The following is a 26,398-nucleotide window of genomic DNA, read 5'->3' as shown; positions in this document are numbered from 1 at the left end:
CAAGCCGTTCATTAGTCAGTGAAATGGAGGCGGATGATCAAAGGAGGACAATTATGCAGCGATTTACATTGCCCAGAGATTTATATCATGGCGAAGGCGCATTGGCCGTTTTAAAAGAACTCAAAGGCAGCAAGGCCATGGTGCTGGTAGGCGGCGGCTCGATGAAGCGCGGCGGCTTTTTACAGCAGGCCTGTGATTATTTAGTGGAGGCCGGCTTTGCGATCAGCGTTTATGAAGGCATCGAGGCGGATCCCTCCATCGAAACGGTGATGCAGGGCGCCCAGGCCATGCTGGATTTTAAACCGGACTGGATTGTAGCCATGGGGGGCGGCTCCGTCATCGACGCGGCCAAGGCCATGTGGATTAAATACGAAGTGCCGGACATCACCTTTGAAGACATGCAGAAACCCCTGCCAAAGCTGCGCCGGAAAGCGCATTTTGCGGCGATTCCATCCACTTCCGGCACGGCGACGGAAGTCACGGCGTTTTCCATTATCACGGATTACAGCAAGGGCATTAAATATCCCATCGCCGATTACGAAATCACGCCGGATATTGCCATTGTCGATGCGGCGCTGGTGGCGGCGCTGCCTCAAAAGCAGGTGGCCCACACCGGAATGGATGCCCTGACCCACGCCATCGAGGCTTATGTTTCCACGGCGAACAGCGCTTATTCCGACGGGCTGGCGCTTTACGCTATCGAATTGGTGCACAGTCATCTGATCGCTTCTTACAACGGGGATCAGCAGGCCCGCGCCGTCATGCACGACGCCCAGTGCCTGGCCGGCATGGCGTTCTCTAACGCGCTGCTGGGCATCGTCCATTCCATGGCGCATAAAACCGGCGCGGCCTTTGCGGATCACGGGGCCCACATCATTCACGGGGCGGCCAACGCCATGTATCTGCCCAAGGTAGTGGCCTTTAATGCGGCGGATCCGGCGACGAAGGCGCGTTACGGCCGCATTGCGGACACGATGGGGCTGGCCGGCAAAGACGACGACGAAAAGGTGGCGAGCCTGATTGCCGAGCTGCGGGCTATGAGCGACGCGCTGAACATTCCCCACGGGATCGGCACTTACGGCGCCGACGCTTATCCGGCGGAACAGGGCTTCGTGCCGGAAGCCGTATTTCTGGAACGCCTGCCGGAAATCGCGAAGAATGCCATTGCGGATGCCTGCACGCCCTCGAGCCCGCGCCAGCCGTCCCAGGAAGAGATGGAAGCGCTGCTCAAATGCTGCTATTACGACACCGAGGTCAATTTTTAACGATGATTGAACGGCGGGACAGGCAGGGACTGACGGAAGCCGAATTTTTGGCGGCCTACGACCCGGACCGCTACCCCAAGCCGGCGGTCACTGCAGATATTGTGATTCTAGGCGATCAAGACGAGGTGCTTTTGGTGCGGCGGGGCGGCCATCCTTTTTTAGGGCGCTGGGCGCTGCCCGGCGGCTTTGCCAATCCGGATGAGCCGTTGGCGCAGACGGCGGCCCGGGAGCTTTTCGAGGAAACCGGCCTGACCGGATTGCCGCTCACCTTAATCGGCGTCTTTTCGGAGCCGGACCGGGATCCCCGGGGTTGGACCATCTCGGCGGCCTATGGCAGCCGCGTCCGGAAAGCGGCGGTTATTCCCCGGGCCGGAGACGATGCGGCGGCCGCCGCCTGGTGGCGGATCGACGCGGCGGGGAAAACTCTGCATCGCGGCGATGCAGCGATGGCCTTTCAGGATTTGGCCTTTGACCATGCCGCCATATTAACGGCAGCCTTGGCACAGCGCGCATGGGAAGAATGAAGCCGTTTTTCACAGGACAGCTTGCTTCGGCAGGCTGTCTTTTTTATGCGATTCGGCGACGGCAAAGAAATGATCCCGCGGCAAAGCTGACATGAATAGAAAGCTCAAAAAAGGGGGACAAGAAAAACTTAATAAAAGCTTGACAGGAGCAGCGGAATGTTTTATAGTTTAAAACATAGTTAACAAATGGATAAACCACGGATTCAATGGAGGAGGAAGCCATGCACACGACGATTTTGGTTGCCACCAATATTAAAAATCAGCGAATGTGCTGTTCATATCATAGGATTAAAGGTTAAAAAATAAAATTTCAAATGGAGGAGCATTGATGAAAAAATTATTTGGCAAAAAAGCATTGGCGGCACTGGCATTGACAGCGGCCATTGTATTGGTCGGACTCGGGCTCACAGCCTGCGGCGGAAACAAAGAACTGACCATCGCGGTGCCCAACGACACCACCAACGAAGCCCGGGCGCTGCTGCTTTTGCAGGATAAGGGTTATATCACCCTCAAGAAAGACGCCGGCATCCAGGCCACCATTAAAGACATCAAGAGCAACCCGAAGCATATCAAATTCAAGGAAGTGGAAGCAGCTCAGGTGCCCAACGTTTTGAAGGATGTGGACTACGCGGTGATCAATTCGAACTACGCCATTGAAGCGAAACTCGATCCGAAAAAGGATGCGCTGACCCAGGAAGGCTCGTCTTCGCCCTATGCGAATATCGTTGCCGTGAAGAAGGGTAACGAAAAGACCGCGAAGACCAAGGCTTTGGTCGCCGCCCTCGAAAGCAAACAGGTTGCGGATTATATCAAGACGAAATACAAGGGTGCCATCGTTTCGACGGTGAAAAACCCGGGAAACGGTTACGACAGCACGGTGGACTATGCGGCGCTCAAGGGCCGGACGATTACGGTGGCCGCTTCGCCGACCCCGCATGCCGAAATTCTGGCCCAGGCCAAGAAGATCTTATCGAAAAAGGGCGTGACCCTGAGCGTGAAGGAATTCACCGACTACGTGCAGCCCAACAACGTCGTGAACAGCGGCGAAATGGACGCCAATTATTTCCAGCATAAGCCTTATCTCGACGATTTCAATAAAGAAAACAAGACGGCGATCGTCTCGGCGGGGGCCATTCACGTGGAGCCCATGGGTCTTTACGGCGGCAAGCAGGATTCGCTGAACGCGCTCAAATAAGCGGGCAGCGCATCTGAAAAAGTTTTGAAAAGACATTCGGGAATCGGTATAATATATGCGTCGGCTGCTCATGGGCAGACCGGCGCATTTTATTACCTGCGTTTGACAGCATCGCGCCGAGGCCGCACAGCGGGCGCACTCGCGTGCATCGCGCGATTGGGTTGATGAGGAGAAAAGCAATGATTGCGATCAAAAATCTGTCGAAAACCTTCGAGACGGCGGACCGCGAGGTTCACGCCCTGAAGCATATCGACATCACCATGGACGACGGCGATATTTACGGGATCATCGGCATGAGCGGCGCGGGCAAGAGCACCCTTGTTCGCTGCATCAACATGCTCGAGCGGCCCACGGAAGGCAGCGTGACCATCGACGGGACCGATGTCGGCACCCTGTCGGAAAAGGATCTGCGCCAGGTGCGGCGCGGCGTGACGATGATTTTCCAGAATTTTAATCTGCTGATGCAGCGTACCTGTCTGAAAAACGTTTGCTTTCCGTTGGAGCTGACGGGGACGCCCAAGGCGAAAGCCGAAACCCGTGCCAGGGAGCTGCTGGAGACGGTCGGCCTGCCGGACAAGGCGGGGGCCTATCCGGCGCAGCTTTCCGGCGGGCAGCAACAGCGTATCGCCATCGCCCGGGCACTGGCCACCAATCCCAGGGTGCTGCTTTGCGACGAAGCAACCAGCGCCCTCGATCCGAAAACTACCCAGCAGATTCTCGCGCTCATCCAGGAGATCAACCGCAAGCTGGGTATCACCGTCATCATCATCACCCACCAGATGTCGGTGGTGGAGGCCATCTGCAACAAAGTGGCGATTTTGGACCGGGGCACCGTGGTGGAGAAGGGATCGGTGCGTTCGGTCTTTGCCAATCCCCGGAGTGATGCGGCTAAACGCCTGGTCAATCCGGACCGGGATGACGAAAACTTTGTGATTCCCGAAGGTTCTCGGGCCATGCGCCTGTCCTTCGACGATTCGGAGACCACGGAGACACCGCTCATCGCGAAGCTGGCCATCGAGAAGGGAATTCAGGCCAATATTCTCTCGGCCTCGACCCGTTCGGTGGCAGGGAAGGCCTTTGGCAAAATGATTTTGAGCATTGAGGACCGGGAGAACGATTTTGAGGACGCCCTGGCCTATCTGAACCGAAGCGGCGGTGTGCGCGCTGAGGAGGTGAGAGCATGAGCGGTTTGTTGGTATCGGCGGCGTCCCGGGAGGCGCTTGCCATCATCCAGACGGAATTTCCCCTGGCATTGTGGGAAACGGTTTATATCACCTTTGTGGCCACGGCGCTGGCCATCGTCATCGGTCTGCCGCTGGGTATTTTGCTGGTGGTGGGTGATAAAGACGGCGTGCTGCCCCTGCCCCGCGGCCTGATGCACGGGCTGGGCATCGTCATTAACCTGCTGCGCTCGGTGCCTTTTTTGATTCTGATGATCCTCGTGATCCCGCTGACTCGGGCCATCGTCGGCACCTCTATCGGGACCACGGCCTCCATCGTGCCGCTGGTGATCGCGTCCTTTCCCTTTGTGGCGCGTCTGGTGGAAAGCAGCCTGCGGGAGGTGGATCCGAATATCGTGGAGGCGGCCCAGAGCATGGGCGCGTCCCCGTTTCAGATTATCACCAAGGTGATGATCCCGGAAAGCGTGCCCTCGCTGGTGTCTAACGCGACCATCGCCATCACGACCATTTTGTCCTATTCGGCGATGAGCGGTATCATCGGCGGCGGCGGCCTCGGGAAAATCGCCATCAACTACGGCTATTATCGCTATAAATATCTGGTGATGGTGGCGGCGGTGATCCTGCTGATCGTGCTGGTGCAGATTTTCCAGACGGTGGGCGATCACTGGGCGATCGCCAGCGATAAGCGACTGAAGAAGTAACCGGCAGGCGACCGGGGAGACGCAAACCGCGGCAAAAAGAATTTACAGGGGAGGTTAACGGATGATTGGTATTGCAGTAAACGTATTGGCGGTGGTGCTCGGGGGGCTGATCGGCTCCGGGTTGGGGCCGAGGATCCCCGAGGCTTTTATGGAGAAGATCAAGTTGGCTTTCAGTGTCTGCGCGGTGGGGATGGGTGTGGCCTCCATTGTGATGATGAAGAACATGCCCGCGGTGATTCTGTCCGTGGTGGTGGGCACGGTGCTCGGTTTGATTTTCGGGCTGGATGTGCTGATCCGCCGGGGCGGCACGGGCTTGCAGCGGCTGGCTGCGCGGGTTTTTCCCCGGCCGCAGAAAAAAGGCCTCTCGGAAGAGGTCTTCAATATGCAGCTCTTGACGGTGATCGTGCTGTTCTGCTCCAGCGCGACGGGGATTTACGGCAGTCTGAATGCCGGTATGACGGGAAATATCGCCATTCTTCTGTCCAAGTCGGTGCTCGATTTCTTCACGGCGATGATTTTTGCGACCAAATTGGGACCGGTGATTTCGGCCGTGGCGATTCCGCAGCTGGCCGTATTTTCGTTGATGTTCGTGCTGGCGCGGTTGATCTTGCCGGTGACCACGCCGATGATGATCGCAGATTTTAAAGCCTGCGGCGGCATCCTGCTCATCGCGACAGGACTGTGCATTGCCGGCATCAAGGAATTTCCCATCGCCAACATGCTGCCTGCCATGGTTCTGGCCATTCCATTCAGCTGGGCGTGGACAACCTATCTGATGCCGCTGCTTTAACGGCTGACGGCCGCGCGAATCGGCGCACAAAAATAAGGGATTGCAGTCCCTTATTTTTGTGCGTTTATTGTTGATGGACCAAGACAGCTTCGACGGCTTCGATGCTGTCGGCAATGACGATCTTGTCCCGGCCGGGCTGATCGAGGAAATCCTTGGCGACCATTTCGTCGTAAAGCGTCTTAAATGAGTCGTAAAAGCCCTTTTGATTAAAAACGATGCAGGGCTTGCGGTGCCGGTTGAGCTTGGCCAAAGAAATCACCTCGGTGATTTCTTCCATCGTGCCTGGGCCGCCGGGCAGGGCGATAAAAGCGTCGCCCAACTTGCGCATGATGGTTTTGCGCTCGGTCATGGTTTCCACGGTGATGGTTTTGTTGATGAGTTCGTGAGGCTTTTCGATGGCCTTGAGAAATTCGGGAATAACGCCGATCACCTGACCGCCGGCATCTAAGGTCGCGTCGGCAACGGTGCCCATCAGGCCGGTCCAGCCGCTGCCGTAAATCAGGCAGTGGCCGTTTTTGCCAATCCAGGTGCCCAGATCGGCAGCTGCTTGTTTAAAGTCAGGGTCGGTGCCGAAGCGCGATCCGCAGAAAACAGTGATGTTCATGATTTGCTCCTTGTTAGTCGATGAAATTGAGTACTATATAAAATAGCAGGTGTGGCTGAACGCTGGCTTAATTGCCCGGCGGAAGCCGGCGCATTGACAGGCCGCAAACGCCAAAGGTATAATGGGCGAAAAAAGAGAGGGGATCTTCTTTGTTCAATCGGAATAAAAACTATTCGAAACAGCAGGCGATGAGCAGCATGCTGGCGAATCTGGCCTTTGGTTTTTTGCTGCTGCTTTATGGCGGGGGCAAGGCGGCAGCGGGTACCGAACGCGGTGTGGCCATCTTTTGTTGCGCGGCCGGGGGCGTTTTTGTGCTTCTGGGCGTGGTGTGGCTCATTCGCTGGCTGAGGGCCGCGTGCTAAAGCAGGCGCCGTTTCCGAATCATCGAAGGGTGAAAAAGGAAGCGGCGTTTTTTTATTGAAGAAAATCATTTTAAACTCAAAAACGCGCAGCAGTTGCCCCGGCGCTCGCCGGCGGCGCGGTGGGAGAAGAGTAGCTCGGAGTTGCAGCGGGTGCAGATATCGGTGACGGCGATGGCGGCGGAGGGCACGCCGGCATCCTCGAGGATCAGGCGGTTGGCGGCCCAAAGATCGAGCAGACAGTGGCCTGGACGCGCGGGTGTGAGCAGTGACGCGGCATCCGCGCCGAAAGCGCCGCGGAAGGCATCGGCCACATCTTCGGAGATTTCATAACAATCCCGGCAGATGGACGGGCCGATGGCGCAGATGCACTCTGCAGGGTTCGTGCCGTAGGCCGCGTGCATGGCGGCTAGGGTTTTAGTTGTGATTTTGGCGACGGTACCCCGCCAGCCGGAATGGGCCAGGCCGATGGCCCGGTGCACCGGGTCCACCAGATATACGGGCACGCAGTCGGCGGTATAGGCAGCGAGAATAATGCCGGACTCGTTGGTGATCAAGGCGTCGACGGCGTTGTAGTCCGCCGGCCGGGCAACGCCCTGTCCTCGGTCGGCCGCGGTCACGCGTCGGATATGATCGCTGTGTGTCTGCCGGGTGATGACAAAGTCAGAGATGGTGCGCCCGCCGCCCAGAATGGCAGCGGCCCGGCGATAGTTGGCAGCGACAGACCGGGCGTCGGCCTCGCGGTGAAAGTTAAAATTCATTTCGGCGCAGTCGCCGGTGCTGTGGCCGCCGATGCGGGTGGAGAAAAAATGATCGACGATGCCGGTGGCATCGAGGCTGGGGAAGGTCAGGATTTCGGTGGCGATGCCCTCGGCTTCGTAAACCTGCTGACGCATTACCGGGCGGGGACCTTTGCGGCGAATGGGATGAAAGCGGTGCATGATAACCTCACATGTGCTCGAATGAAATTTTAAGTCCGGATGGGATGGCCTTATTGTATGCAAGACGGGTTGGTTTTGCAAATAAAAAAGACACGCGGCGCGTGTCAGATGAAGGATAAAAGGCCGCGCCCCGCCATGGCCGCCGCGAGCTCGTGATCGTCGACGGTATAGACGTTGTCGATTAAAGCGGCGCGAAGGCAGCCGGGAGCCGAAGTGGTTGCCGCCGCGCGCTCGGCGCAAAGCTTCCAGAAAGCGGATGCGGTGACGGCCGCCGTGAAGGCATCGGCCACCGTGGCGAAGGCGCCGCAAAGGCAGGAGAGCATATCGCCGCTGCCGGTGATTTGACTCATCAGTGGGGAGCCGCCGGCAATGCAATAGGTTCTTTGGCCGTCGCTGACAGCGTCCAGCGTACCGGTGAGTAAAACCACGCAGCGCCGGATTTGGGCGAGGCGCCGCGCCAGGGACGTCGCCTGATCGCGGGGAAGTCCCTTGGGGCAGTCAACGCCCTGGCTGCGGCTGTCCATACCCAGGAGGGTTTGGGCTTCGCCGGCATTGACCCGCAAAATGGCTGGAGACCGGATGGCGAGCAATTGGCGAATGGCCGTCTTGCGCCAGGGACTCACGCCGACGCCGACCGGATCGAGAACGACGGGATGATCGGCGGCGCGAAGACAGGTGCAGCAGGCGGTCCATTTGGCGGCATCCGGGGTGCCGGTATTGAGCACGGTGGCCTGGGCTGCGGCGGTGACAGCGGCCATTTCCTCCGGAGCGTGCGCCATGATGGGGCTCGCTCCGAGGGCCAGCAGCAGGTTGGCACAGCTCTCGGAGGAGACCGTATTGGCGACGCAATGCACCAGCGGCCGGGCCGCGCGCAAAGCTTTTAGACGGTCGCTCATGCGCGAGGACGAAGGCTCAGTTGCATCCTGCCCAAGGCGCCGCTCTTCTGCAGGGCAGCAACCAGAATACCGGCGAGGATGGCGCCGCCGATTGTGGAAATCAGAAAGGGCACCACAAAGGCGTAAAATGCAACGGAACCGGCGGCAATCCCCATGAAGGTCACAGCGACGGGATAGGACAGCAGACCGCCGACGATGCCGGTGCCAAAGATTTCTGCTGCCAGGGTGGCAAAAAGATTTTTAAAGCGCCAGTAAACCAAGCCGCAAAGCAAAGCGCCGCACATGCTGCCGGGGAAGGCCAGCACCGTGCCGAGGCCGAAGAGATTGCGCAGAAGGCTTGCGGCAAAGGCGACGAACACGCCCCAGAAAGGCCCGAGCAGGACGGCACAGAGAATATTGACCATGTGCTGCACCGGTGCGCATTTGGAACCGAAAACCGGAAAAGAAAACAAAGAGCCGATGACGGCGAGGGCACAAAGCAGGGCCGCAATGGCAAGCTTGCGCGTATTAAAAGTAGATTGAGACACGAGAACCTCCTGAAGGAAAACATTCAAAGCGGAGCCGCCAAGAGCAGCGGTCTTCCAAAGACGACAGATCGCCCGGGCCGGACGACGTTTCTCGGTCGAGACTCGCTGGTCTCCTCTCACGCCGGAACACGGCTTCCCATCGCTGGTATCGGCTCGGACCCGAGGCGCTCCCCTCCGGCCCGCTCCCGCGGCTGCAGGTGCCTATCTTCCCAATGGTCACATCCTTTCGCGCTGTGCGCAGATTGAATCAAACAACAAAAACGGCAGGAGCGCCATCGCGGCCTGCCGTTTTGAGCATCGTTGTGATCCAGGCACTTCCTACGTCGGCATTATCCGCATCAGGTGAAGGGTCGAAGCAAAGGCTTCCTCTCAGCGCGTGGCTCCCCTGTGTGAAACAAATTGATTATCCCACGGAGAACGGCGATTGTCAAATTGTCAAAGACGGGGTATCCGCGTCGGGGAATCAAAGAAACATAAGAAAAAAATAAAAATCCAAAAATAAAAGAAAGGAAAATAATTTAAAAAATAATTAAAAACGACTTGAAATGGATTAAATGAGCTGATAGAATAGATGATGAAGAAAATTGAAACAATAAACGAAGAAAAAAGAAAACAAACGAAAGGACTTTAAAATGGCAACACAATTTAAACCCGTTATGGCCATTACCATGGGCGACCCGGTCGGCATCGGCCCTGAAACGGTAATTGGGACGATGCTGAATCGCGATATTCATGCCTGCTGCAGGCCCTTTGTGATCGGCAGTGTAACCGTGCTTGAAAAAGCCGCAGCCGTTTTGGGCAAAAGCGTTCAGTTCCACCGGATCTCGAATCCCACCGAAGCCGAATACACCTTCGGGGTCATCGACGTTATCGAAACCGGGGATTACGACACCGATTCGCTGCAGTGGGGCACGGTTCAGAGGCTGGCCGGACAGATGGCCATTGATTTCATCATGAAATCCATCGAGCTGGGTTTGGCCGGGAAGGTCGACGCGGTTTCGACGGCGCCGATTAACAAGCAGGCGATTAAACTGGCCGGCGTGAAGGAACCGGGCCACACAGAAATTTATCAAAATGCGACCAAATCCCCTTACGCGCTGACAATGTTTTCCTGTCACAAGCTGCGGGTGTTTTTCGTCAGCCGGCACATGTCGCTCATCGACGCGGTTCATTTTGCCACTAAGGATGTCGTGCTCGATTATATCCGCAACATCGATAAAGAGCTGCGAGGCGTCGGCATCGACCATCCGCTTATCGCGGTGGCGGGGATCAACCCCCACAACGGCGATAACGGCTTGTTCGGCCGGGAAGAAATCGACGAAATCGAACCGGCGGTTGCAGCGGCGAAGGCCGAGGGCATCAACGCTGTCGGGCCCATTCCCGCCGACTCGATCTTCAATATCGGCAAGAGCGGCAAGTTTGACGCCATCTTGTCGGAATATCACGACCAGGGGCACATCGCCTGCAAGACCCTCGATTTTGAAAAATCGGTCACGATCACCTGGGGGCTGCCGTTTATCCGCGGCTCGGTGGATCACGGCACGGCCTTCGATATCGCCGGGAAGGGCATTGCGAATTGTGTCAGCCTGATCGAGTCGACCAAAGTGTGCGCGGAATACGCGATCAGAAAGCACGGCGGGGCGGCGGAATAATAAAACAAGGGGGGACGAGATGCCAAAAATAGGTGTGGTGGCCGATGATTTGACCGGCGCGACAACCACCGGGGTTTTGCTGGCAAGATCCAAAGCCAGGACGGCCGTATTTTTTAATGTGGATGAGGCCGAAGGCGCCGAGGATCTGTCGGCGCTCGACGCGGTTTTGATCAGCAGCAGCTCGCGAGCGCTTTCGGCAGAAGAGGCCTACGGACGGGTCGCCTCGGCGACAGACGCGCTTAAAAAGCTGGGGGCGCGCTACTTTTCGAAGCGCATCGACACGACGCTGCGCGGCGGCATCGGCACCGAAATCGACGCGATGCTCGACCGCCTGCCGGAGGACACGCTGGCGGTGGTCGTGCCGGCGATGCCGCAGTCAAGACGCATCATGGTCGGCGGTTTTTCGGTGATCGATAACGTGGCGCTGATTCGCACGCCGGTCGCGCAGGATGTGCGCACGCCGGTGACAGAAAACTATATTCCGAAGCTGATCGCCGGGCAAACCAGGCGCCGGACGGATTTGGTCACGCTGGAGACGGTGCTTGCGGGAGAAGCGGCTGTCAAAAAAGCGCTGGCAGGCAAAGCGGCAGCAGGCGCAAAAGTGATTTTGATGGATGCCATCGCCATCGAGGATATCGATGTGATCGCCCGGGCGGCCATCGGGCTGGGGCGGCCGATTCTGGCGGTGGATCCCGGCCCGTTCACGGCGAAGCTGGCTTTTCACCGAGGCCTCACAGAGATTGAGCAGCCCAATGTGCCGGATGTCCCGCCGGTGTCCGGCAAGACCGTGCTGATCGCCGCCGGCAGTGCGACCCCGGTGACCAAGCGGCAGATGGCTGTTTTATGCGAGGACGATCGCGTCGCGCATATCGAGGTGGACCCGCTGGCGCTGATTCACGGAGCGGAAACCGCGACGGCGGAAATCGCGAAAGCGGTTGAACAAACGGTGCGGCTTTTAAAGCAGCCGGAGCAGCCCCGGGCAATTTTGCTGGAGACGGCGCTGCACGGCGATCTGCTGGATCTTGACGAGGAGGACCGGCGTCATGGATACGCCCGGGGTGTGAGCGCCAATTGCATCAACGCCGGGCTTGGCAGCATCGTTGCAGACACCCTGGCTCAGGCGGGCAGAGACAAGGTGGCCGGGCTTTATACCACCGGCGGGGATACCATGGTCAACGTGTGCTATCAAATGGGCGTCGGCTGCATTGAAGTCCGCGATTACGTGATCCCCCAGACGGATATCGGCTGCCTGACGGGAGAGTACGCCGGCCTGCCCATCGTCGGCAAGGGCGGCCTGACCGGGGACGATCAGATCGCAGGGAAGATTGTCGACCGCTTGTTTTTGGAAGCGGCGCGTCAGAGAGAAAATTAATTGCACAGGAGAGAGGAAAAAATGGACAAAGAACAGACAACGAATCAGGAACACAAGCGGCGGGATTTTCAGATTCTCAAGAAGATGGGCGAGCTGCCGGGCGGCCTCGTCATTATTCCGCTGGTCATCGCGGTGCTGCTGGCGACCTTTGTGCCGCAGTTTTTTAAGATCGGCGGCTACGTCACCGCGCTGTTTTACGAGGGAAATGCCTGCATGATGGGCTTCTTCCTGATCGTGTGCGGGTCGATGATCGACATCAAGCAGGTCGGGATGCCCCTTTATAAAGGCGTCACGATGACGGGCTTTAAATTTATTCTCGGCGTGCTGGTCGGGCTGATCGTCGGCAAATTGTGCGGTCCCGCCGGATTTCTGGGCATCGCGCCCTTTGTGTGGATCGCGGCGATCACCAATTCCAACGGATCCTTATATATTTCGTTATCCAGTCAGTTCGGAAACGCGACGGACACCGGCGCCATTTCGATCTTGTCGCTCAACGACGGACCGTTCTTCACCCTGGTGGCCCTCGGCGCGACGGGCCTGGCCAATATCCCGCTGATGTCGCTCGTCGCGGTGCTGATTCCGATTCTCGTCGGATTTGTCTGGGGCAATCTGGACAGCCACTTCCGCGCGGCCTGCAAAACCGCGCAGCCCATCGTCACCTTCTTCATGACGATTTCCATCGGCGCCAAGACGGACATCAAGACGATTTTGACGGCGGGGGCTTCGGGGATCATCCTCGGTTTGATTTCGGCGGCGACGGCGGTGATCTTCTTCTTCCTGATCAATCTGATTTTGCCCAGGAAGGAAAGAAACGCCATGGGCGCGGCCATCGGGACGACAGCGCTCAATTCCGCGATGACGCCGGCGGCGGTGGCCGAAGCGGACCCCTCCATGAAAAAATACACGGGCATCGCCACCGCCCAGTGCGCGACGGCATCCATCATCACGCTTTTCCTGTGCCCGTTCATCACGGCGGCGTTCGACCGTTACATGATGAAGCGGCAGAAGGGCATTTATTCTCCCGAAGGCTGGGCCTATCAAAAGGGCCTTGAAACCATCGCGGACACGACACGCTGAGCGCGGCAGGTTTCCCTTTGATATGAAAGGGGGCACAGACGGATGGACGAATCCATGCATAACGAACCGATGGACGCGAAGGCCGTGGCCGAGGCGATCGATACCGGCAAGCCCTTGCCGGACCTCACCTTTCGCGTTCAGATGACGGTTCCGGCGCTCTTTGATTTTTATTTGTTTCACGCCTATTCCAAGGCGTCGGGCTTTGCTGCGAACGTGCTGGGGCTCGCCGTGGCGTTTGTCGGCGTTTTCCGGCATGTGAACGCCGGGATCGGCGCGGCGGCCTGCGGTCTTTATATGGCTGCGGCCATCGTCTTTCTGGGATATACGCCGCTGACCCTGCAGTGGCGTGCGCGAAAAGCCATGCGCGAAAGCCGTTATCGTTTGCCGGTTCGGATGACATTTTCTGAAAAGTGTGGTATTATTGGCGAGCAGGGAGCAAACCGGAAGATTTATCCGTGGAGCGAGATGCGCCGGGCCGTGGTCACGCCGAAAACCATCGGCATTTACCTCGACAGCGACGAGGCGATCGTGATTCCGAAGGGCGATTTCGGCGATCGGTTTGTCCCCGCATTTACGATGATCACCAGGCAATTGGGCCTGAAAAACGTCAGGATGCCATAACAGGGGAAAAAGTTGGACGAAAAAAAGATCAGAATTCTTCAGATGCTGCAGCAAAAGGGCAAGGTCAGCGTTAAGGAGCTCAGCCGGGAGCTGGCGTGTTCTGCCGTCACGGTCCGCACAAAAATCAAGGAACTGGACGAAGCGGGTCAGCTGATCCGGGTTCACGGAGGCGCATTGCGCATCGACGAGGCGCAGGAAGATTTTGATCAGAAGTATCACGGCCGGCATATTCACCAGCACGTGGCGGAGAAAAAAAGCATCGCCGCCTGTGCCTATGGCTACATCGAGGATCAGGACATCATCTTGCTCGACGATTCGACAACCTGTTTTTATCTGGCTTTGATGATTAAAGCGCACTCGGAAAAAAATGTGGCGGTTGTGACCAATTCGCTGGCATCGGCCAATGAATTGGCCAATCTGCCCCATGTGGAGCTTTATATGATCGGCGGCAACGTCGGCGGGTTTTTGCCGGCGACGATGGGAGAACTGGCCGAAAGGAGCATTGCTGGCTTCAAGGTGGACAAGGCCTTCATCGGCGTGCACAGCATCAACTTTGAAATCGGCCTGACGTCCATCGCGGCGCCGCAGATGCAGATCAAGCAGGCGATTCTCCGGACGACCGATCGGGTTTATGTGCTGGCGGACAGCAGTAAATTCGGCAACGGCTATTTTTCGGTGATTTGCCCGATGGCCGAAGTGCATCAGATCATCACTGACAATCGCATTTCCGAAAGCGACCGCCAAAAGGCCGCGGCACAGCAGATCCATTTGGTGGTGGCAGAATAGCGCGCGCGTTAAAAAGGGCTTTAACGCGGGCGCTTTTTTTGGTAAAGTAATGGTAATCGAAAAATTCATCGCATTGGGGAGTCTGCTGGCGCGGGCTGAGAAAAAACCAGCCAGGTTTTGACCCACAACCTGATTTGGATCATGCCAACGGAGGGAAATCATCGAACTTTTTAACGCAGGCACGACCGTGCCTGTTTTTTATTGGCGAGATTTGGGGCTTTGCGATGAAGGCCGGCGCATTGGGGGCACCACCTTGCGTCGGGGCAAATGGGATGCTGCAAAACAACCACAAGGAGGCATTGAATGAAAACAGCATTGACAATCGCCGGTTCTGATACCAGCGGCGGCGCCGGTATCCAGGCGGACTTAAAGACCATGACCCTGAACGGGGTTTATGCGATGAGCGCCATTACGGCGCTCACAGCCCAGAACACCACCGGCGTCACCGCCATCATGGACGTGACGCCCGATTTTCTCAGGCAGGAGCTCGACGCGGTTTTCACGGATATTTTCCCCGACGCGGTGAAAATCGGTATGGTCTCGTCGGAGGAATTAATTGCGGTGATCGCCGAGAAATTAAAGACCTACCGAGTGCGGCACATCGTGCTCGATCCGGTGATGGTGGCGACTTCCGGCGCGAAGCTTTTGCAGGATGACGCCATTGAAGCCCTGAGGTGTGGGTTGCTGCCTTTGGCCGAGGTGATCACGCCCAATATTCCCGAGGCCCAGATTTTGTCCGAAATGCCCATCGAGACGCCGGTAGCGATGGAACGTTCTGCGGCAAAAATCGGTGAGCGCTGCGGATGTGCCGTGCTGGTAAAGGGAGGTCACAGCATCAGCGACGCCAACGATTTGCTCTGGCAGGACGGGCGGCTGCGCTGGTTTAACGGACGGCGCATCAATAACCCCAATACCCACGGCACGGGCTGCACCCTCTCGTCGGCCATCGCGGCGAATCTGGCCAAGGGCTATGCGCTGGCCGAATCGGTGGCACGGGCCAAGGCCTATCTCTCCGGCGCGCTGGCGGACGGCCTCGATCTGGGGCAGGGCGCCGGTCCGATGAACCACGCCTTCGACATCAAGGCGGCGTATCGTGAGGAGGTCTCGGATGAATGAATCAAAGCGGACCACCAGCTTTCAAAACGGTCTGATCTGGTTCGGCGCGGCGGTATCCATCGCCGAAATTTTAACGGGGACCTATTTTGCGCCGCTGGGTTTTGGTCGGGGGCTTCTGGCCATTGTCGTCGGGCATCTCATTGGCTGCGGGCTGTTCTTTCTGGCCGGACTGATCGGCGGACGGACCCGTCGCTCGGCTATGGAGACGGTGAAGATGAGCTTCGGGAAGAAGGGCGGTCGGCTCTTTGCCGCGCTTAATGTGCTGCAATTGGCGGGCTGGACGGCCATCATGATTTATGATGGGGCTCAGGCGACCGGCAGTGTTTTTGCCGTGGGGCATTGGGTGTGGTGCCTGGTGATCGGCGGGCTCATCGCGGTGTGGATCCTCGTGGGCATCACCAATCTGGGGGCGATCAACAAGGCGGCGATGGCAGCGCTCTTTGTGCTCACGCTGATTCTCTGCAAGGTGATCTTTTCGGGTGATGGAGCGTCTGCGGCGGCGGCTTCGGCAGGAAGCCTGAGCTTTGGCGCGGCGGTGGAGCTGGCCGTGGCGATGCCGCTGTCCTGGCTGCCGCTGATCTCGGACTATACCCGGGAAGCCGATAGGCCCTTTGCGGCGACCCTGACGAGCACGCTGGTTTATGGGCTGGTCTCGGTCTGGATGTATATCATCGGCATGGGAGCGGCTATTTTCACCGGGGAAACCAATATCGCGGCGATTATGATCAAGGCGGGGCTCGGCGTCGCGGCGTTGATCATTTTGATTCTTTCCACCGTGACGACCACCTTTCTCGACGCATGGTCGGCGGGGATCTCGGCGGAAAGTTTGAATGCGCGGGTGGGCGGCAAGTGGCTGGCTATTGCCGTAACGCTGGCGGGGATCGTCGCGGCCATCTTCTTTAATATGGACGACATCACAAACTTTCTATATCTGATCGGCTCGGTCTTTGCGCCGATGATCGCCGTGCAGATCGCGGATTTCTTTATTTTAAAACGCAGCCGTTGGGACGCGGCCGTCGACTGGCGAAATCTTGCGATCTGGGCGGTGGGCTTTGGGGTCTACCGGCTTTTGATGCGGGCGGATCTTTCCGTGGGCAGTACCCTGCCGGATATGGTGCTCACCATGGTGCTTTGCCTGATCGCGGAGCGTATGGCCAAGGGGCGCGCCAAAACGGCCCGTTCTTCAAAATGAAAAATATAAAAACCGCAAAATAAAAAAGCGGTCACCTGAGGCGCGGGGAAAGATTCCCGACGCCCTCGGATGGCCGCCTTTTTTGTTTTGGCCGTATTTATTGAGGCGAGCCGGCCAGGGTGTTCACCCATTTGGGCTCGCCCTTTTCTAAAGAAAAGCGATCGTTGGTCGCCTCGGTGATAAAGGCGACAAAGGCCTCGCTCTCCTCCACCGGCAGCTCGAAATCCAGGGCGACTGTGTCGGCAAAGCGCTCTTGAACCGGCTGATAATGGGGCTGGTGCTGATCGCTCAGCTTTTGCCTGAGCCCGCCGTATTGGGTGTAATCGATGGTGATGCGCAGGGTGTCGCACCACTGCCGACGCACCGTCGGCACCGAATCGAGCACTTGATTGGCCGCGCCGGCGTAGGCGCGGATCAAGCCGCCGGCCCCGAGCTTGATACCGCCGAAATAGCGAACCACCAGCACCAGCACGTTTTTGAGCTCCCGCCGGGCGATGACGTCCAAAATGGGTTTGCCCGCGGTGCCGGAAGGCTCGCCGTCGTCGCTGGCCTTTTGGCGTTCGGGCTCGGTGGCGAGGATATAGGCAGAGCACACGTGGGTGGCCTTGTAGTGTGCCTTGCGGACCCGAGCAAGCACGCGCTCGACATCCGCTTCGCTTTCCACGTGGCAGGCGAGGCCGATGAAGCGGGATTTGTTGATGACAGACTCGGTTTCCCCCCGGGATAAAATCGTATTAAAATGGGTCATGCGTGGCCTCCAGATCGTCGGAATGGTCAGAAGCGATTAAAAAGGGCCGATAATCGGTATCGGGAAAAGCACTGCCGATTTTAACGGTGAGGCGAATGCCCTCGGGACTATCTTCCCGGGAAAGAATCTCGGCGTGACGGTAAAGCTGCTCGAGCCGTTTGCCATCATGGTAGGGCAGCAGATAGCTCCGGATCCGATCCTGGGCTGACAGGACTTCGCTTATGGCGGCCGTTAAAGCCGCCAGACCCTCCCCGGTTTTGGCCGAGATGGCAAAGGTGTCGCTCCGGGCGCATCGGACGAGAATCGAAGCGCGGGCATCCGGCGGCAGCCGGTCGATTTTGTTGTACACCAGAAGACGGGGCAGATGGACGGCCCCGATTTCGCTCAATACCCGTTCGACCACGGCGATGTTCCCGGTCGCCCGGGAATCCGAGGCGTCCGCGACGTGCAGCAGCAAATCGGCATCGGCCGCCGCGGCCAGTGTAGCGCGAAAGGCGCGGATCAGTTCGTGGGGGAGCTTGTCGATGAAGCCCACCGTGTCGGAAAGCAGATAGTATCCGTATTCAGGGTTGATTCTGCGGGTGGTGGTGTCCAGCGTGACGAAGAAGGCATCCCGGGTGTGCACGGCCGCGTTGGTCAGCCGGTTAAACAGAGTGCTCTTGCCGGCGTTGGTATAACCCACGAGGCTGACGGCGCGCACGCCGCCCCGCCGGCGTCTTTGGGCGCGGACGGCGCCGGTTTGGGCCAATTGATCGAGCTGGCACTGCAGGCGGTCGATCTGGCGGCGGATATGGCGCCGGTCGGTTTCGAGCTTCTTTTCGCCGGGGCCCCGGGTGCCGATGCCGCCGCCGGTGCGGGAGAGCACCTGCCCCAGGCCTTTCAGGTGGCTCAGGCGGTAACGCTGCTGGGCGAGCTCGACCTGGAGCTTGCCCTCCCGGGTGCTGGCGTGACGGGCAAAAATGTCGAGGATCAAGGCGGTGCGGTCGATGACTTTGCAGCCGGCGGCCGCTTCGATGGCGGCGATTTGTCCGGGGGTGAGTTCGTCGTCCGCGATGATCAGGTCCAGTTGATTGGCCGTGACGAGCTGGGCAGCTTCGGCGATTTTGCCTTTTCCCAGATAGGTTTTGGGACTCGGCTTTTGGCGGGGCTGCGCCAGCGTGGCAAAAACATCGCAGCCGGCGGTTTGGGACAGGCGGGCAAGCTCCGCCATCGCGCGGCCTGCGGCCGGGTCGCCGGCGGACGCCATGCCGATGAGTAACGCGCGCTCCGGCTGGGGCGCGGTGGTGTAAAAAGGTTGTTTCATAAGCAGCTGCACAAAAGCGCAGTGCCCTCACTGCGCTTAAAAAATATCCGTTGCCGTCAGTCGGCGATCATATCGGGATACAGCGGATAGTGGTCGGTCAGGGTTTTGACCTTAGCGCGGGCCGCATCAGGATCTTTTTTGATCAGCGCGTCTTCAAAGGCATCGGCGATAACCCGCATATCGGCTGCGACCAGTCCCCGAGTGGTCACCGCGGGGGTGCCGACGCGGACGCCGCTGGCAATGGCTGGTTTTTGTTTGTCGAAAGGAATGGTGTTTTTATTGGCGGTGATGTTCACGGCGCCGAGCATGTCGTCGGCATCTTTGCCGGTCATGCCGACGGCGGAGACATCGACGAGCATCAGATGGTTGTCGGTGCCGCCGGAGACGATGCGAAAGCCCTTGGCGGTGAGCGCCGAAGCCAAAGCCTTGGCATTGGCGACGATCTGTTTCTGGTAGACTTTGAAGCTGTCGCTCATGGCTTCTTTAAAACAGACGGCCTTGCCGGCGATGGTGTGCATCAGCGGGCCGCCCTGGGTGCCGGGGAAAACGGCTTTATCGATAGCGGCGGCGTATTCTTTTTTGCAAAGGATGAGCCCGCCGCGGGGGCCGCGCAGAGTTTTGTGGGTCGTGGTGGTGACAATATCGGCGCAGGGAACCGGGGAGACGTGCTCGCCGGCGGCGACCAGCCCGGCAATGTGGGCCATGTCCACCATGAAGATCACGCCGGCATCGTGACAGAGTTTACCGATGCGCTCGAAGTCGATGGTCCGGGGATAGGCGGAAGCCCCGGCCACGAGCAGCTTAGGCTGATGTTCGGCGATGAGCCTTTCGATGGCGCCGTAGTCGATCAATTCCGTTTCGGGATCGACGCCGTAGGGCACAAAATTGTAGAGTTTACCGGAGAGGTTGACCTTGGAGCCGTGGGTCAGGTGACCGCCTTGATCCAAGGACATGCCGAGCACTGTGTCGCCGGGCTTGAGCAGGGCGACATAAACCGCGGTGTTGGCCTGGGCACCGGAATGGGGCTGCACATTGGCGTGCTCGGCACCAAAAAGTTCACAGGCGCGGTCGATGGCCAGCTGCTCGACATCGTCCACAAATTCGCAGCCACCGTAATAGCGTTTGCCCGGCAGGCCTTCGGCGTATTTGTTGGTTAAATGGCTGCCCATGCAGTCCAGCACCGATTCGGAGACAAAGTTTTCCGACGCGATGAGTTCCAGATGGCTTTGCTGACGGCGCAGCTCTTTCACCATCAAATCGTAGATAGCCGGATCAGTGGCTTTGACGTGTTGATATCTCATGAATCCTCCTTAAAAATAAATTAAAGATATACCAAGGCTGTACATCGCAGCCTGAAAATGAACGATGGGCATGATAATCACATTTTATCAAGTGGATTGTTAAAATGCAACGATGGATTCGCAGGGGATCAGCCCCGGATTTGAGGACAAAAAAAGAGCCGCGAGAGCGGCTCCGCCGTTGGGTCAAAGAGAAAACTTGCCGTTGATGTCGCCGTTGATTACATAGTAGGCGACAGCTTCGTCCGCGTTGACATAAATCTTGATGTCGGTCAGATCGCGCACCAGATTGCCCATGTCCTTCGTCCAGATTTCCTTGACGTGATCCATCAGTTCAGAAACGCTGGCTTCGAAGTTGGTCCGCTGAATGATGACTTCGCTTTTGTAGCCGCTGCGCTTGGCGGGCTTTTTCTTCGCGGTCGCGGTGGACTTGTTTTTGATAGCAGCAGTTGTTTTGGGTGTTGTAGCCGGCTTAGTATTGACAGCAGCGGCTTTTTTGGATGATTTTCTTGCCATGATGAGACCTCCTGTTTGTCTTTCCGGGTCAGAGGCGCGGTTTTGAGTTCAGCAGCCGGAAACGTGACAATATCATAAACAATATAAAATAGACGGCAGAGCGACACAATGTCGCTTTGATACTTTCAATGTACCATAAAAGTAAAGAAAGATGAAGAGCTTTTAAAAATCAAAGCTTTTCAGAATGTCAAGGCGGCGTTATTGGCGTTTGGCCAGCGGGATATAGTCCCGGGGGCCGGACATCACGCTGCGATAAGCCGGGCGCATGATCTTGTTCGCATTGATGAGCTCTTCAAGGCGATGGGCGCTCCAACCGACGATGCGCGCGATGGCAAAAATCGGCGTGTAAAGTTCGATGGGAATGCCGAGCATGCTGTACACAAAACCGCTGTAAAAATCGACGTTCAGACAAACGCCCTTGTAGATTTTGCGTTTTCCGGCGATGAGCCGGGGAGCGGTTTCAGCAATGGTGGCATAGAGGGCGTAATCCTCATCGCGCCCCTTGGCGTGAGCCAGCTTTTCGACAAAGTCTTTAAAGACGACCGCCCGAGGATCGGAAAGGGAATACACCGCGTGCCCCATCCCGTAGATCAGGCCCTTGCGGTCGAAGGCTTCTCCGGCTAAAAGCTTGCGCAGGTAAGCTTCGACGGCTTCCTTATCGGTGATATCGCCGACGTTGGTCTTCAGGTCGCGCATCATTTCAACCACTTTCAGGTTGGCGCCGCCATGCTTGGAGCCCTTGAGAGAGCTGAGGGCCGCGGCAACGACGGAATATGTATCGGAGCCGGCCGAGGTGACGGCCCGGGTGGTGAAGGTAGAATTGTTTCCGCCGCCATGTTCCATGTGGAGGATCAGTGCGATATCGAGTACGTGGGCTTCAAGATCAGTATATTGCTTGTCCGGGCGCAGCATCATCAGCAGGTTTTCCGCGGTGGAAAGCTCGGGCCGTGGCCGGTGGATGTAGAGGCTGCCGTCGTTGATATAGTGATTATAAGCGTGGTAGCCGTAAACGGCAAGCATGGGGAAGGCGCTGATGAGTGCCATGCATTGACGCAGCACGTTGCCGAGGCTCGGATCGCCGATCCAGGGATCGTAGGAGGCGAGGGTCAGCACGCTCCGGGTGATGGAATTCATCAGATCCCTGGAAGGAGCCTTCATGATGACATCGCGGGCAAAGTTGCTGGGCAAGGTGCGCAGATCGACGAGCATTTCGTTGAATGTGCGCAATTGTTCGGCGTTGGGCAAATCGCCGAAGAGCAAAAGGTAGGCAGCCTCTTCGAAGCCATAGCGGCTGTCGCCGAGGCCCTTGATGAGCTCGATAGCATTGTAACCGCGATACCAGAGTTTTCCCTCGCAGGGGACGCGCTTGCCGTCGATCATATCAAAGCCGTCGACGCGGGAGATATTGGTGAGCCCGACGAGCACACCGTTTCCCTTTTGGTCTCTTAATCCGCGATTGACATGGTATTCCTGAAAGCGCTCTTCTGGGATTTGGTCTTTGTTTTTGCAGATATCGGCGTAGTATTTGGTATATTCGATAATCGGGTGGGGATGCATCATAATTTTCTCCTCGTTAATACAAGCCATGCAAATTGATCAAAATTTTGACACAGGTTAACAGAAAGAAGATGTTGAACAAACGATTTGTAGAAGTTGTATACAATATTGAAATTATTATATCGGATTCTTAAAAACCTGTCAATTTTTATGCATTTTTTAAAGTTAAATCAAAACATGGAAGAGAAAATGCAAAATGCCGAAACGACGCTTGAAGCAAAGCGGGAGAATTGGTGAAAAAGTCCCGTTTGAAAATTGTAGAAAAGCGGAAGAATATTCAGAAAAAAGAATGAATATGAAAAAATATCCTGTTTTTATACAAAATTTTATCTATAATTTAATAAGGAGCGAAAAGGATGGCTATAAGAAAAACGCCTCCTAGTTTTTAATGAATTAATTTGCACCGAATCTTAATAAATGGTAAAATAATAAAAAATTCATGCATGTGAGTATTTGGAGGATCAAGTAATGAAAAAAGGATTAAGATTTGGTTTGGTTATCGCCATGGCATTGGCAATGGTCATGGCGTTGACCGCTTGTGGTTCCGGTAACTCTTCATCCGGCAGTTCGAACAAGAAGTATATCATTGCGACAGACACCACTTTTGCTCCCTTTGAATTTGAAGATAAAAATGGGAAGCGTGTCGGGATTGACATGGATTTGCTAAAGGCTATTGCGAAGGATCAGCACTTCGATTATACCGTGAAGGCGCTGGGTTTTAATGCAGCGGTGCAGTCTCTCGAATCAGATCAGAGTGATGCGGTTATTGCCGGGATGAGCATTACTTCAGAACGTAAAAAGAAATTTGATTTCTCTGCCCCCTATTTTGATTCCGGGGTTGGCATGGCGGTCAAAGCCAACAACACTGCCATTAAAGATTACAGCGATCTGAAAGGCAAAACGGTCGCGGTTAAAACGGGAACGGAAGGCGCCGCTTTTGCTAACGAAAACAAAGCCAAATATGGCTATTCTATCAAAACATTTGAAGATTCCGCGAATATGTACGAGGATGTTAAATCTGGAAATTCCGCGGCTTGCTTTGAAGATTATCCGGTTTTGGGCTATGCGATTGCCAAGGGTCAGCCTTTAAAGCTGGTCGGCAAACTGCAGGCGGGCAATTCCTATGGTTTCGCTGTTCACAAAGGCAAAAATGCAGAACTGCTTAAGAAATTCAACAAGGGTTTAAAAAATTTGAAAGACAGCGGTGAATACGATAAAATTGTGAACAAATACGTTAAGAAAAAATAAGCCTCATCGTTTGGATTCAAACAATGGATGAGCTATGGAGGTCAATGTGAGTTTTACTGAGTTGCTCGCACAGACATTCCCCCGACTCTTGCAAGGTTTGGCAGTCACGTTAGAATCAACCCTGCTATCGCTCGTTTTGGCGGCGGTAGTGGGGTTGCTCTTTGGACTTCTGTCAGTTTCAAGAAACAAGGTGTCGCGGGCGATTGCGCGTGTGTACGTTGATATTATTCGGGGAACGCCAATTATCGTTCAGGCGTTTTTTATTTATTTTGGGGTGACCAGTGCGCTCAATATGCGCATGGAGCCCATGACAGCAGGGGTGATTACCCTGACGCTCAATGCAGGAGCCTATCTGGCGGAAATTTTTCGCGGTGGAATCCAGTCGGTCGATAAAGGCCAGATGGAAGCAGCCAGAAGCCTCGGCCTGCCCCACGGGATGGCCATGCGCAAAGTCATTTTGCCCCAGGCAATCCGCACGATGATTCCGGCCATTGTGAATCAGTGCATTATCACTTTAAAGGACAGCTCGATTCTTTCGGTGATCGGGATGGCAGAATTGACGCAAGTCGGGAAACTGATCATTGCCAATAATTTAGAATCCTTCAGAATGTGGCTGATCGTCGGCATTATGTATTTCATCATCATCATGATTTTGTCTTGGGTTTCCAAGCGCATCGAAAAGAGGTTGCAGAATGGCTAAGATTGAAATTAAAGATCTGAAAAAGCATTTTGATGATCTGGAGGTGCTTAAAAATATCGATATGACGGTGGAAGAGGGTGAAGTGGTTTGTGTGATCGGGCCTTCCGGCTCCGGAAAGAGCACCATGCTGCGCTGCATCAACGCGCTGGAAGATGCGACCGGCGGGACCATTGTCGTGGATGAACAGGAAATTACCAACCCGCAGGTGGATATCAACCAGGCCAGACGCAATATCGGCATGGTTTTCCAGCAGTTCAATCTTTTTCCGTTTATGACGGTTAAAAAGAACGTCACCTTTGCGCCGGTTTCTTTAAAGCTCATGAATCAGGAAGAGGCCGACAAGACCGCGGAAAAACTGCTCGAACGCGTTGGAATGCTCGACAAGGCCGACGCCTATCCGAAGCAATTGTCCGGCGGACAGCAGCAGCGCGTGGCCATTGCCCGGGCGCTGGCCATGAATCCGGATGTCATGCTCTTTGACGAACCGACTTCAGCCCTTGATCCGGAGATGGTCGGCGAAGTGCTTAACGTGATGAAAAAACTCGCCCAGGAGGGGATGACAATGGTCGTTGTGACCCACGAGATGGGTTTTGCTCGTGAAGTGGCGGACCGCGTGATCTTTATTGACGGGGGCGTGATTGTGGAAGAGGGCAAACCGGAAGATGTTTTTGGGAATCCGCAGAACGAACGAACACAAAATTTCCTGAATATGGTTCTCTAACGTGCATGGTGCGCAGGCACGATTCTGTTTTCGACAGCGCGGCTGTCGGAAGCGGAATTTTTTTATGCCTTGGGTAAAAAGAATCAAGAAGGCGGTGAAAAATGCAAAACTTAAAACAAACAGATGACCGGCTGCAGCAGCAAATGGATTTTGTATTGGCCATCGACCGGGAAAAGGCGATTCGGCGTCAAACCTGGCTTGCGGATGATTCCCGCCGAGAAACCGATGCGGAGCACGCCTGGCATCTGGCCATGATGGTGCTGGTGCTGAGCGAATACGCCGAAGAAGCGATCGATGTGACGCGGACCATGGCCATGGTGCTCTGTCACGATCTGGTGGAAATCGATGCCGGAGATACCTATGCCTACGACGAGGCGGCCAAGAAGACCCAGGCGGCTCGGGAGCAGGCGGCGGCCGACCGGCTTTTTCCGATCTTGCCGCCGGATCAAGGGCTTAAACTGCGCAGCCTGTGGGAAGAATTTGAAGCCTGGGAGACGCCGGAGGCTAAATTTGCCCACACCCTGGACTGCCTGCAGCCCACGCTGCTCAACCACGCGGTGGCCGGCAGGAGCTGGCGCCGACGAGGCGTGAGGCGCTCCCAGATTATGGCGCGCAACGCGCGCACGGCAGAAGGCTCCAAGACGCTTTGGAAATACGGTTACGCGCATTGGATCGCTCCCCACGTGGCGGACGGCAGCATTGTCGACGACCGGGAGCACACCCGCTAAATCACGTGGCGGAGCAGTTCCATCAGCGGCACCATGATAAAGTGGGGTACAAACTTGGCGACGAGCCGATGGATGGCGCAAACCGGTCCAGGGGTGGACACCCAGAGATTCAGCCGGCTGTCAACGAGGGCCCAGCGGGCGATGGTGTCGGCGCGGCTGGCGAGGAAAAAACGCCCGTAGCTGTGGCGGTCGTTCCCCTGCGCCCGGGGAATGAATCCCGTATCCTTGATCCAGTAGGGACAGACCGCGGTGACGTGAATGCCCGAGCACAGCAGCTCGTGGTGCAGGGTTTTGGTATAGCTTTGCAGAAAAGCCTTGGACGCGGCATAAACGCCGAGGCGGGGCATGGGCTGGAAAGCCGCGGTGGAGCAGATTTCGAGGATGCGGCTGCCCTTTTGCACATAGGGCAGGCAGGCGGCGGTGACGGCGACGGCGGCGCGGCAGTTCAGGTCAATCATATTGGTCTGCTCGGCGAGGGGAAGCTCGGCGGTTTTGGCGATTTTGCCGAAGCCCGCCGCACAGATCAGCACATCGACGGTTGGCCTTTCGGCAGCGAGGAGGGCCGCCAGCCGAGCGGTGGCGTCAGCGTCCGTCAAATCCATGGGGAGCGCTCGCACAGGTACCGCCGAGAGGGCGGAAAGGGCGTGCAGGTTGGCCTCGTTCCGGGCGATGGCCCAAATGGCATCGAGGGTGGTGTCGCGGCCCAGACGGCGGACAAAAGCCCGGCCCAAACCGCTGGATGCACCGGTAATGATCGCGATTTTCATAAAAACCTCCTTA

At 56.6% G+C, this 26,398-nt stretch carries 29 protein-coding genes and 1 riboswitch; of the genes, 19 read left to right on the top strand and 10 right to left on the bottom strand.

Annotated features, from left to right (window positions below; genetic code table 11):
- The first annotated feature begins 53 nt into the window (after positions 1 to 53).
- The 6 genes from V3C63_RS06155 to V3C63_RS06130 all read left to right on the top strand — a co-directional run bounded on the left by V3C63_RS06155 (position 54) and on the right by V3C63_RS06130 (position 5,656).
- Positions 54 to 1,265 (top strand): iron-containing alcohol dehydrogenase, encoded by a 1,212-nt coding sequence (locus V3C63_RS06155; protein WP_329886924.1) that lies wholly within the window; start codon positions 54 to 56, stop codon positions 1,263 to 1,265.
- Entirely contained in the window at positions 1,232 to 1,789 is a 558-nt protein-coding gene (locus V3C63_RS06150) for an NUDIX hydrolase (RefSeq protein ID WP_329886923.1), read from the top strand. The genes V3C63_RS06155 and V3C63_RS06150 overlap by 34 nt, the downstream gene beginning before the upstream one ends.
- Positions 1,790 to 2,117: 328 nt before the next feature.
- Positions 2,118 to 2,984 (top strand): MetQ/NlpA family ABC transporter substrate-binding protein, encoded by an 867-nt coding sequence (locus tag V3C63_RS06145; protein WP_329886922.1) that lies wholly within the window; start codon positions 2,118 to 2,120, stop codon positions 2,982 to 2,984.
- Between the two features lie 179 nt (positions 2,985 to 3,163).
- A complete protein-coding gene (locus V3C63_RS06140) occupies positions 3,164 to 4,168 on the top strand; it encodes a methionine ABC transporter ATP-binding protein (RefSeq protein ID WP_329886921.1) in 1,005 nt (334 codons plus the stop codon).
- Positions 4,165 to 4,866: a methionine ABC transporter permease gene (locus tag V3C63_RS06135; RefSeq protein WP_329886920.1), complete on the top strand. Its 702-nt coding sequence runs from the start codon at positions 4,165 to 4,167 to the stop codon at positions 4,864 to 4,866. Before V3C63_RS06140 ends, V3C63_RS06135 begins: the two co-directional genes overlap by 4 nt.
- A 61-nt stretch (positions 4,867 to 4,927) precedes the next feature.
- Positions 4,928 to 5,656, top strand: a complete 729-nt coding sequence (locus tag V3C63_RS06130) for a DUF554 domain-containing protein (protein ID WP_329886919.1) — start codon at positions 4,928 to 4,930, stop codon at positions 5,654 to 5,656.
- A 64-nt stretch (positions 5,657 to 5,720) separates the two neighbouring features.
- Here the strand turns inward: V3C63_RS06130 and V3C63_RS06125 are convergent, their stop codons facing one another.
- Complete coding sequence (locus V3C63_RS06125) at positions 5,721 to 6,260, bottom strand: LOG family protein (protein WP_273270333.1); 540 nt, start codon at positions 6,258 to 6,260, stop codon at positions 5,721 to 5,723.
- 149 nt (positions 6,261 to 6,409) lie between these two features.
- Between V3C63_RS06125 and V3C63_RS06120 the strand changes: the two genes are divergently transcribed.
- On the top strand, positions 6,410 to 6,622 hold the full coding sequence (locus tag V3C63_RS06120) for a hypothetical protein (protein ID WP_329886918.1): 213 nt from the start codon (positions 6,410 to 6,412) through the stop codon (positions 6,620 to 6,622).
- A 65-nt stretch (positions 6,623 to 6,687) separates the two neighbouring features.
- Here V3C63_RS06120 and pgeF read toward each other — a convergent pair whose 3' ends face one another.
- The 3 genes from pgeF to thiW form a co-directional block, all read right to left on the bottom strand.
- Complete coding sequence (gene pgeF, locus V3C63_RS06115) at positions 6,688 to 7,560, bottom strand: peptidoglycan editing factor PgeF (protein ID WP_329886917.1); 873 nt, start codon at positions 7,558 to 7,560, stop codon at positions 6,688 to 6,690.
- Between the two features lie 104 nt (positions 7,561 to 7,664).
- A complete protein-coding gene (gene thiM, locus V3C63_RS06110; RefSeq protein WP_329886916.1) occupies positions 7,665 to 8,456 on the bottom strand; it encodes a hydroxyethylthiazole kinase in 792 nt (263 codons plus the stop codon).
- Positions 8,453 to 8,983: an energy coupling factor transporter S component ThiW gene (thiW, locus tag V3C63_RS06105; protein ID WP_329886915.1), complete on the bottom strand. Its 531-nt coding sequence runs from the start codon at positions 8,981 to 8,983 to the stop codon at positions 8,453 to 8,455. Before thiW ends, thiM begins: the two co-directional genes overlap by 4 nt.
- A 632-nt stretch (positions 8,984 to 9,615) precedes the next feature.
- Between thiW and pdxA the strand changes: the two genes are divergently transcribed.
- The 7 genes from pdxA (at position 9,616) to cytX (ending at position 16,799) form a co-directional block, all read left to right on the top strand.
- On the top strand, positions 9,616 to 10,635 hold the full coding sequence (pdxA, locus tag V3C63_RS06100; protein WP_329886914.1) for a 4-hydroxythreonine-4-phosphate dehydrogenase PdxA: 1,020 nt from the start codon (positions 9,616 to 9,618) through the stop codon (positions 10,633 to 10,635).
- 19 nt (positions 10,636 to 10,654) lie between these two features.
- Positions 10,655 to 12,007 carry a four-carbon acid sugar kinase family protein gene (locus V3C63_RS06095; protein ID WP_329886913.1) on the top strand — a complete coding sequence of 451 codons (1,353 nt, stop codon included), beginning with the start codon at positions 10,655 to 10,657 and terminating at the stop codon, positions 12,005 to 12,007.
- A 21-nt stretch (positions 12,008 to 12,028) separates the two neighbouring features.
- Positions 12,029 to 13,084, top strand: a complete 1,056-nt coding sequence (locus V3C63_RS06090) for a 2-keto-3-deoxygluconate permease (protein ID WP_329886912.1) — start codon at positions 12,029 to 12,031, stop codon at positions 13,082 to 13,084.
- Between the two features lie 42 nt (positions 13,085 to 13,126).
- The gene (locus V3C63_RS06085) at positions 13,127 to 13,705 is read left to right on the top strand and encodes a YcxB family protein (RefSeq protein ID WP_329886911.1); all 579 of its coding nucleotides are present in this window, start codon (positions 13,127 to 13,129) and stop codon (positions 13,703 to 13,705) included.
- A gap of 12 nt (positions 13,706 to 13,717) precedes the next feature.
- Positions 13,718 to 14,491: a DeoR/GlpR family DNA-binding transcription regulator gene (locus V3C63_RS06080; RefSeq protein ID WP_329886910.1), complete on the top strand. Its 774-nt coding sequence runs from the start codon at positions 13,718 to 13,720 to the stop codon at positions 14,489 to 14,491.
- A 64-nt stretch (positions 14,492 to 14,555) separates the two neighbouring features.
- Positions 14,556 to 14,664: riboswitch (TPP riboswitch) on the top strand.
- Positions 14,665 to 14,794: 130 nt separating this feature from the next.
- Entirely contained in the window at positions 14,795 to 15,607 is an 813-nt protein-coding gene (gene thiD / locus V3C63_RS06075) for a bifunctional hydroxymethylpyrimidine kinase/phosphomethylpyrimidine kinase (RefSeq protein WP_329886909.1), read from the top strand.
- Positions 15,600 to 16,799 carry a putative hydroxymethylpyrimidine transporter CytX gene (gene cytX / locus V3C63_RS06070; RefSeq protein WP_329886908.1) on the top strand — a complete coding sequence of 400 codons (1,200 nt, stop codon included), beginning with the start codon at positions 15,600 to 15,602 and terminating at the stop codon, positions 16,797 to 16,799. Before thiD ends, cytX begins: the two co-directional genes overlap by 8 nt.
- Positions 16,800 to 16,896: 97 nt before the next feature.
- On the opposite strand, the gene V3C63_RS06065 is transcribed toward cytX, so the two are convergent.
- From V3C63_RS06065 to V3C63_RS06045, 5 genes are all read right to left on the bottom strand, one after another.
- On the bottom strand, positions 16,897 to 17,547 hold the full coding sequence (locus tag V3C63_RS06065) for a YigZ family protein (RefSeq protein ID WP_329886907.1): 651 nt from the start codon (positions 17,545 to 17,547) through the stop codon (positions 16,897 to 16,899).
- A complete protein-coding gene (gene hflX, locus V3C63_RS06060; RefSeq protein ID WP_329886906.1) occupies positions 17,534 to 18,850 on the bottom strand; it encodes a GTPase HflX in 1,317 nt (438 codons plus the stop codon). Before hflX ends, V3C63_RS06065 begins: the two co-directional genes overlap by 14 nt.
- Before the next feature lie 56 nt (positions 18,851 to 18,906).
- Complete coding sequence (locus V3C63_RS06055; RefSeq protein ID WP_329886905.1) at positions 18,907 to 20,151, bottom strand: serine hydroxymethyltransferase; 1,245 nt, start codon at positions 20,149 to 20,151, stop codon at positions 18,907 to 18,909.
- A 183-nt stretch (positions 20,152 to 20,334) separates the two neighbouring features.
- On the bottom strand, positions 20,335 to 20,664 hold the full coding sequence (locus V3C63_RS06050; protein WP_329886904.1) for a DUF6465 family protein: 330 nt from the start codon (positions 20,662 to 20,664) through the stop codon (positions 20,335 to 20,337).
- 198 nt (positions 20,665 to 20,862) lie between these two features.
- The gene (locus V3C63_RS06045) at positions 20,863 to 22,224 is read right to left on the bottom strand and encodes a citrate/2-methylcitrate synthase (protein ID WP_329886903.1); all 1,362 of its coding nucleotides are present in this window, start codon (positions 22,222 to 22,224) and stop codon (positions 20,863 to 20,865) included.
- A gap of 193 nt (positions 22,225 to 22,417) precedes the next feature.
- On the opposite strand from V3C63_RS06045, the gene V3C63_RS06040 reads away from it, so the two are divergent.
- From V3C63_RS06040 to V3C63_RS06020, 5 genes are all read left to right on the top strand, one after another.
- Positions 22,418 to 22,603 carry a hypothetical protein gene (locus V3C63_RS06040; protein ID WP_329886902.1) on the top strand — a complete coding sequence of 62 codons (186 nt, stop codon included), beginning with the start codon at positions 22,418 to 22,420 and terminating at the stop codon, positions 22,601 to 22,603.
- 86 nt (positions 22,604 to 22,689) lie between these two features.
- Positions 22,690 to 23,469, top strand: a complete 780-nt coding sequence (locus V3C63_RS06035) for a transporter substrate-binding domain-containing protein (RefSeq protein ID WP_329886901.1) — start codon at positions 22,690 to 22,692, stop codon at positions 23,467 to 23,469.
- Between the two features lie 34 nt (positions 23,470 to 23,503).
- A complete protein-coding gene (locus V3C63_RS06030) occupies positions 23,504 to 24,169 on the top strand; it encodes an amino acid ABC transporter permease (RefSeq protein ID WP_006599151.1) in 666 nt (221 codons plus the stop codon).
- Entirely contained in the window at positions 24,162 to 24,890 is a 729-nt protein-coding gene (locus V3C63_RS06025; RefSeq protein ID WP_329886900.1) for an amino acid ABC transporter ATP-binding protein, read from the top strand. Before V3C63_RS06030 ends, V3C63_RS06025 begins: the two co-directional genes overlap by 8 nt.
- Before the next feature lie 101 nt (positions 24,891 to 24,991).
- Positions 24,992 to 25,618: an HD domain-containing protein gene (locus V3C63_RS06020; protein ID WP_329886899.1), complete on the top strand. Its 627-nt coding sequence runs from the start codon at positions 24,992 to 24,994 to the stop codon at positions 25,616 to 25,618.
- Here the strand turns inward: V3C63_RS06020 and V3C63_RS06015 are convergent.
- On the bottom strand, positions 25,615 to 26,385 hold the full coding sequence (locus V3C63_RS06015) for an SDR family NAD(P)-dependent oxidoreductase (RefSeq protein ID WP_329886898.1): 771 nt from the start codon (positions 26,383 to 26,385) through the stop codon (positions 25,615 to 25,617). The genes V3C63_RS06020 and V3C63_RS06015 overlap by 4 nt on opposite strands.
- Between the last annotated feature and the right edge of the window lie 13 nt (positions 26,386 to 26,398).

The organism is Pseudoramibacter faecis, from assembly GCF_036289405.1.
Classification (GTDB): Bacteria; Bacillota; Clostridia; order Eubacteriales; family Eubacteriaceae; genus Pseudoramibacter; species Pseudoramibacter faecis.
The sequence above is the reverse complement of the archived record's forward strand: the minus strand, read 5'-3'. Positions and strand labels throughout refer to the sequence as shown.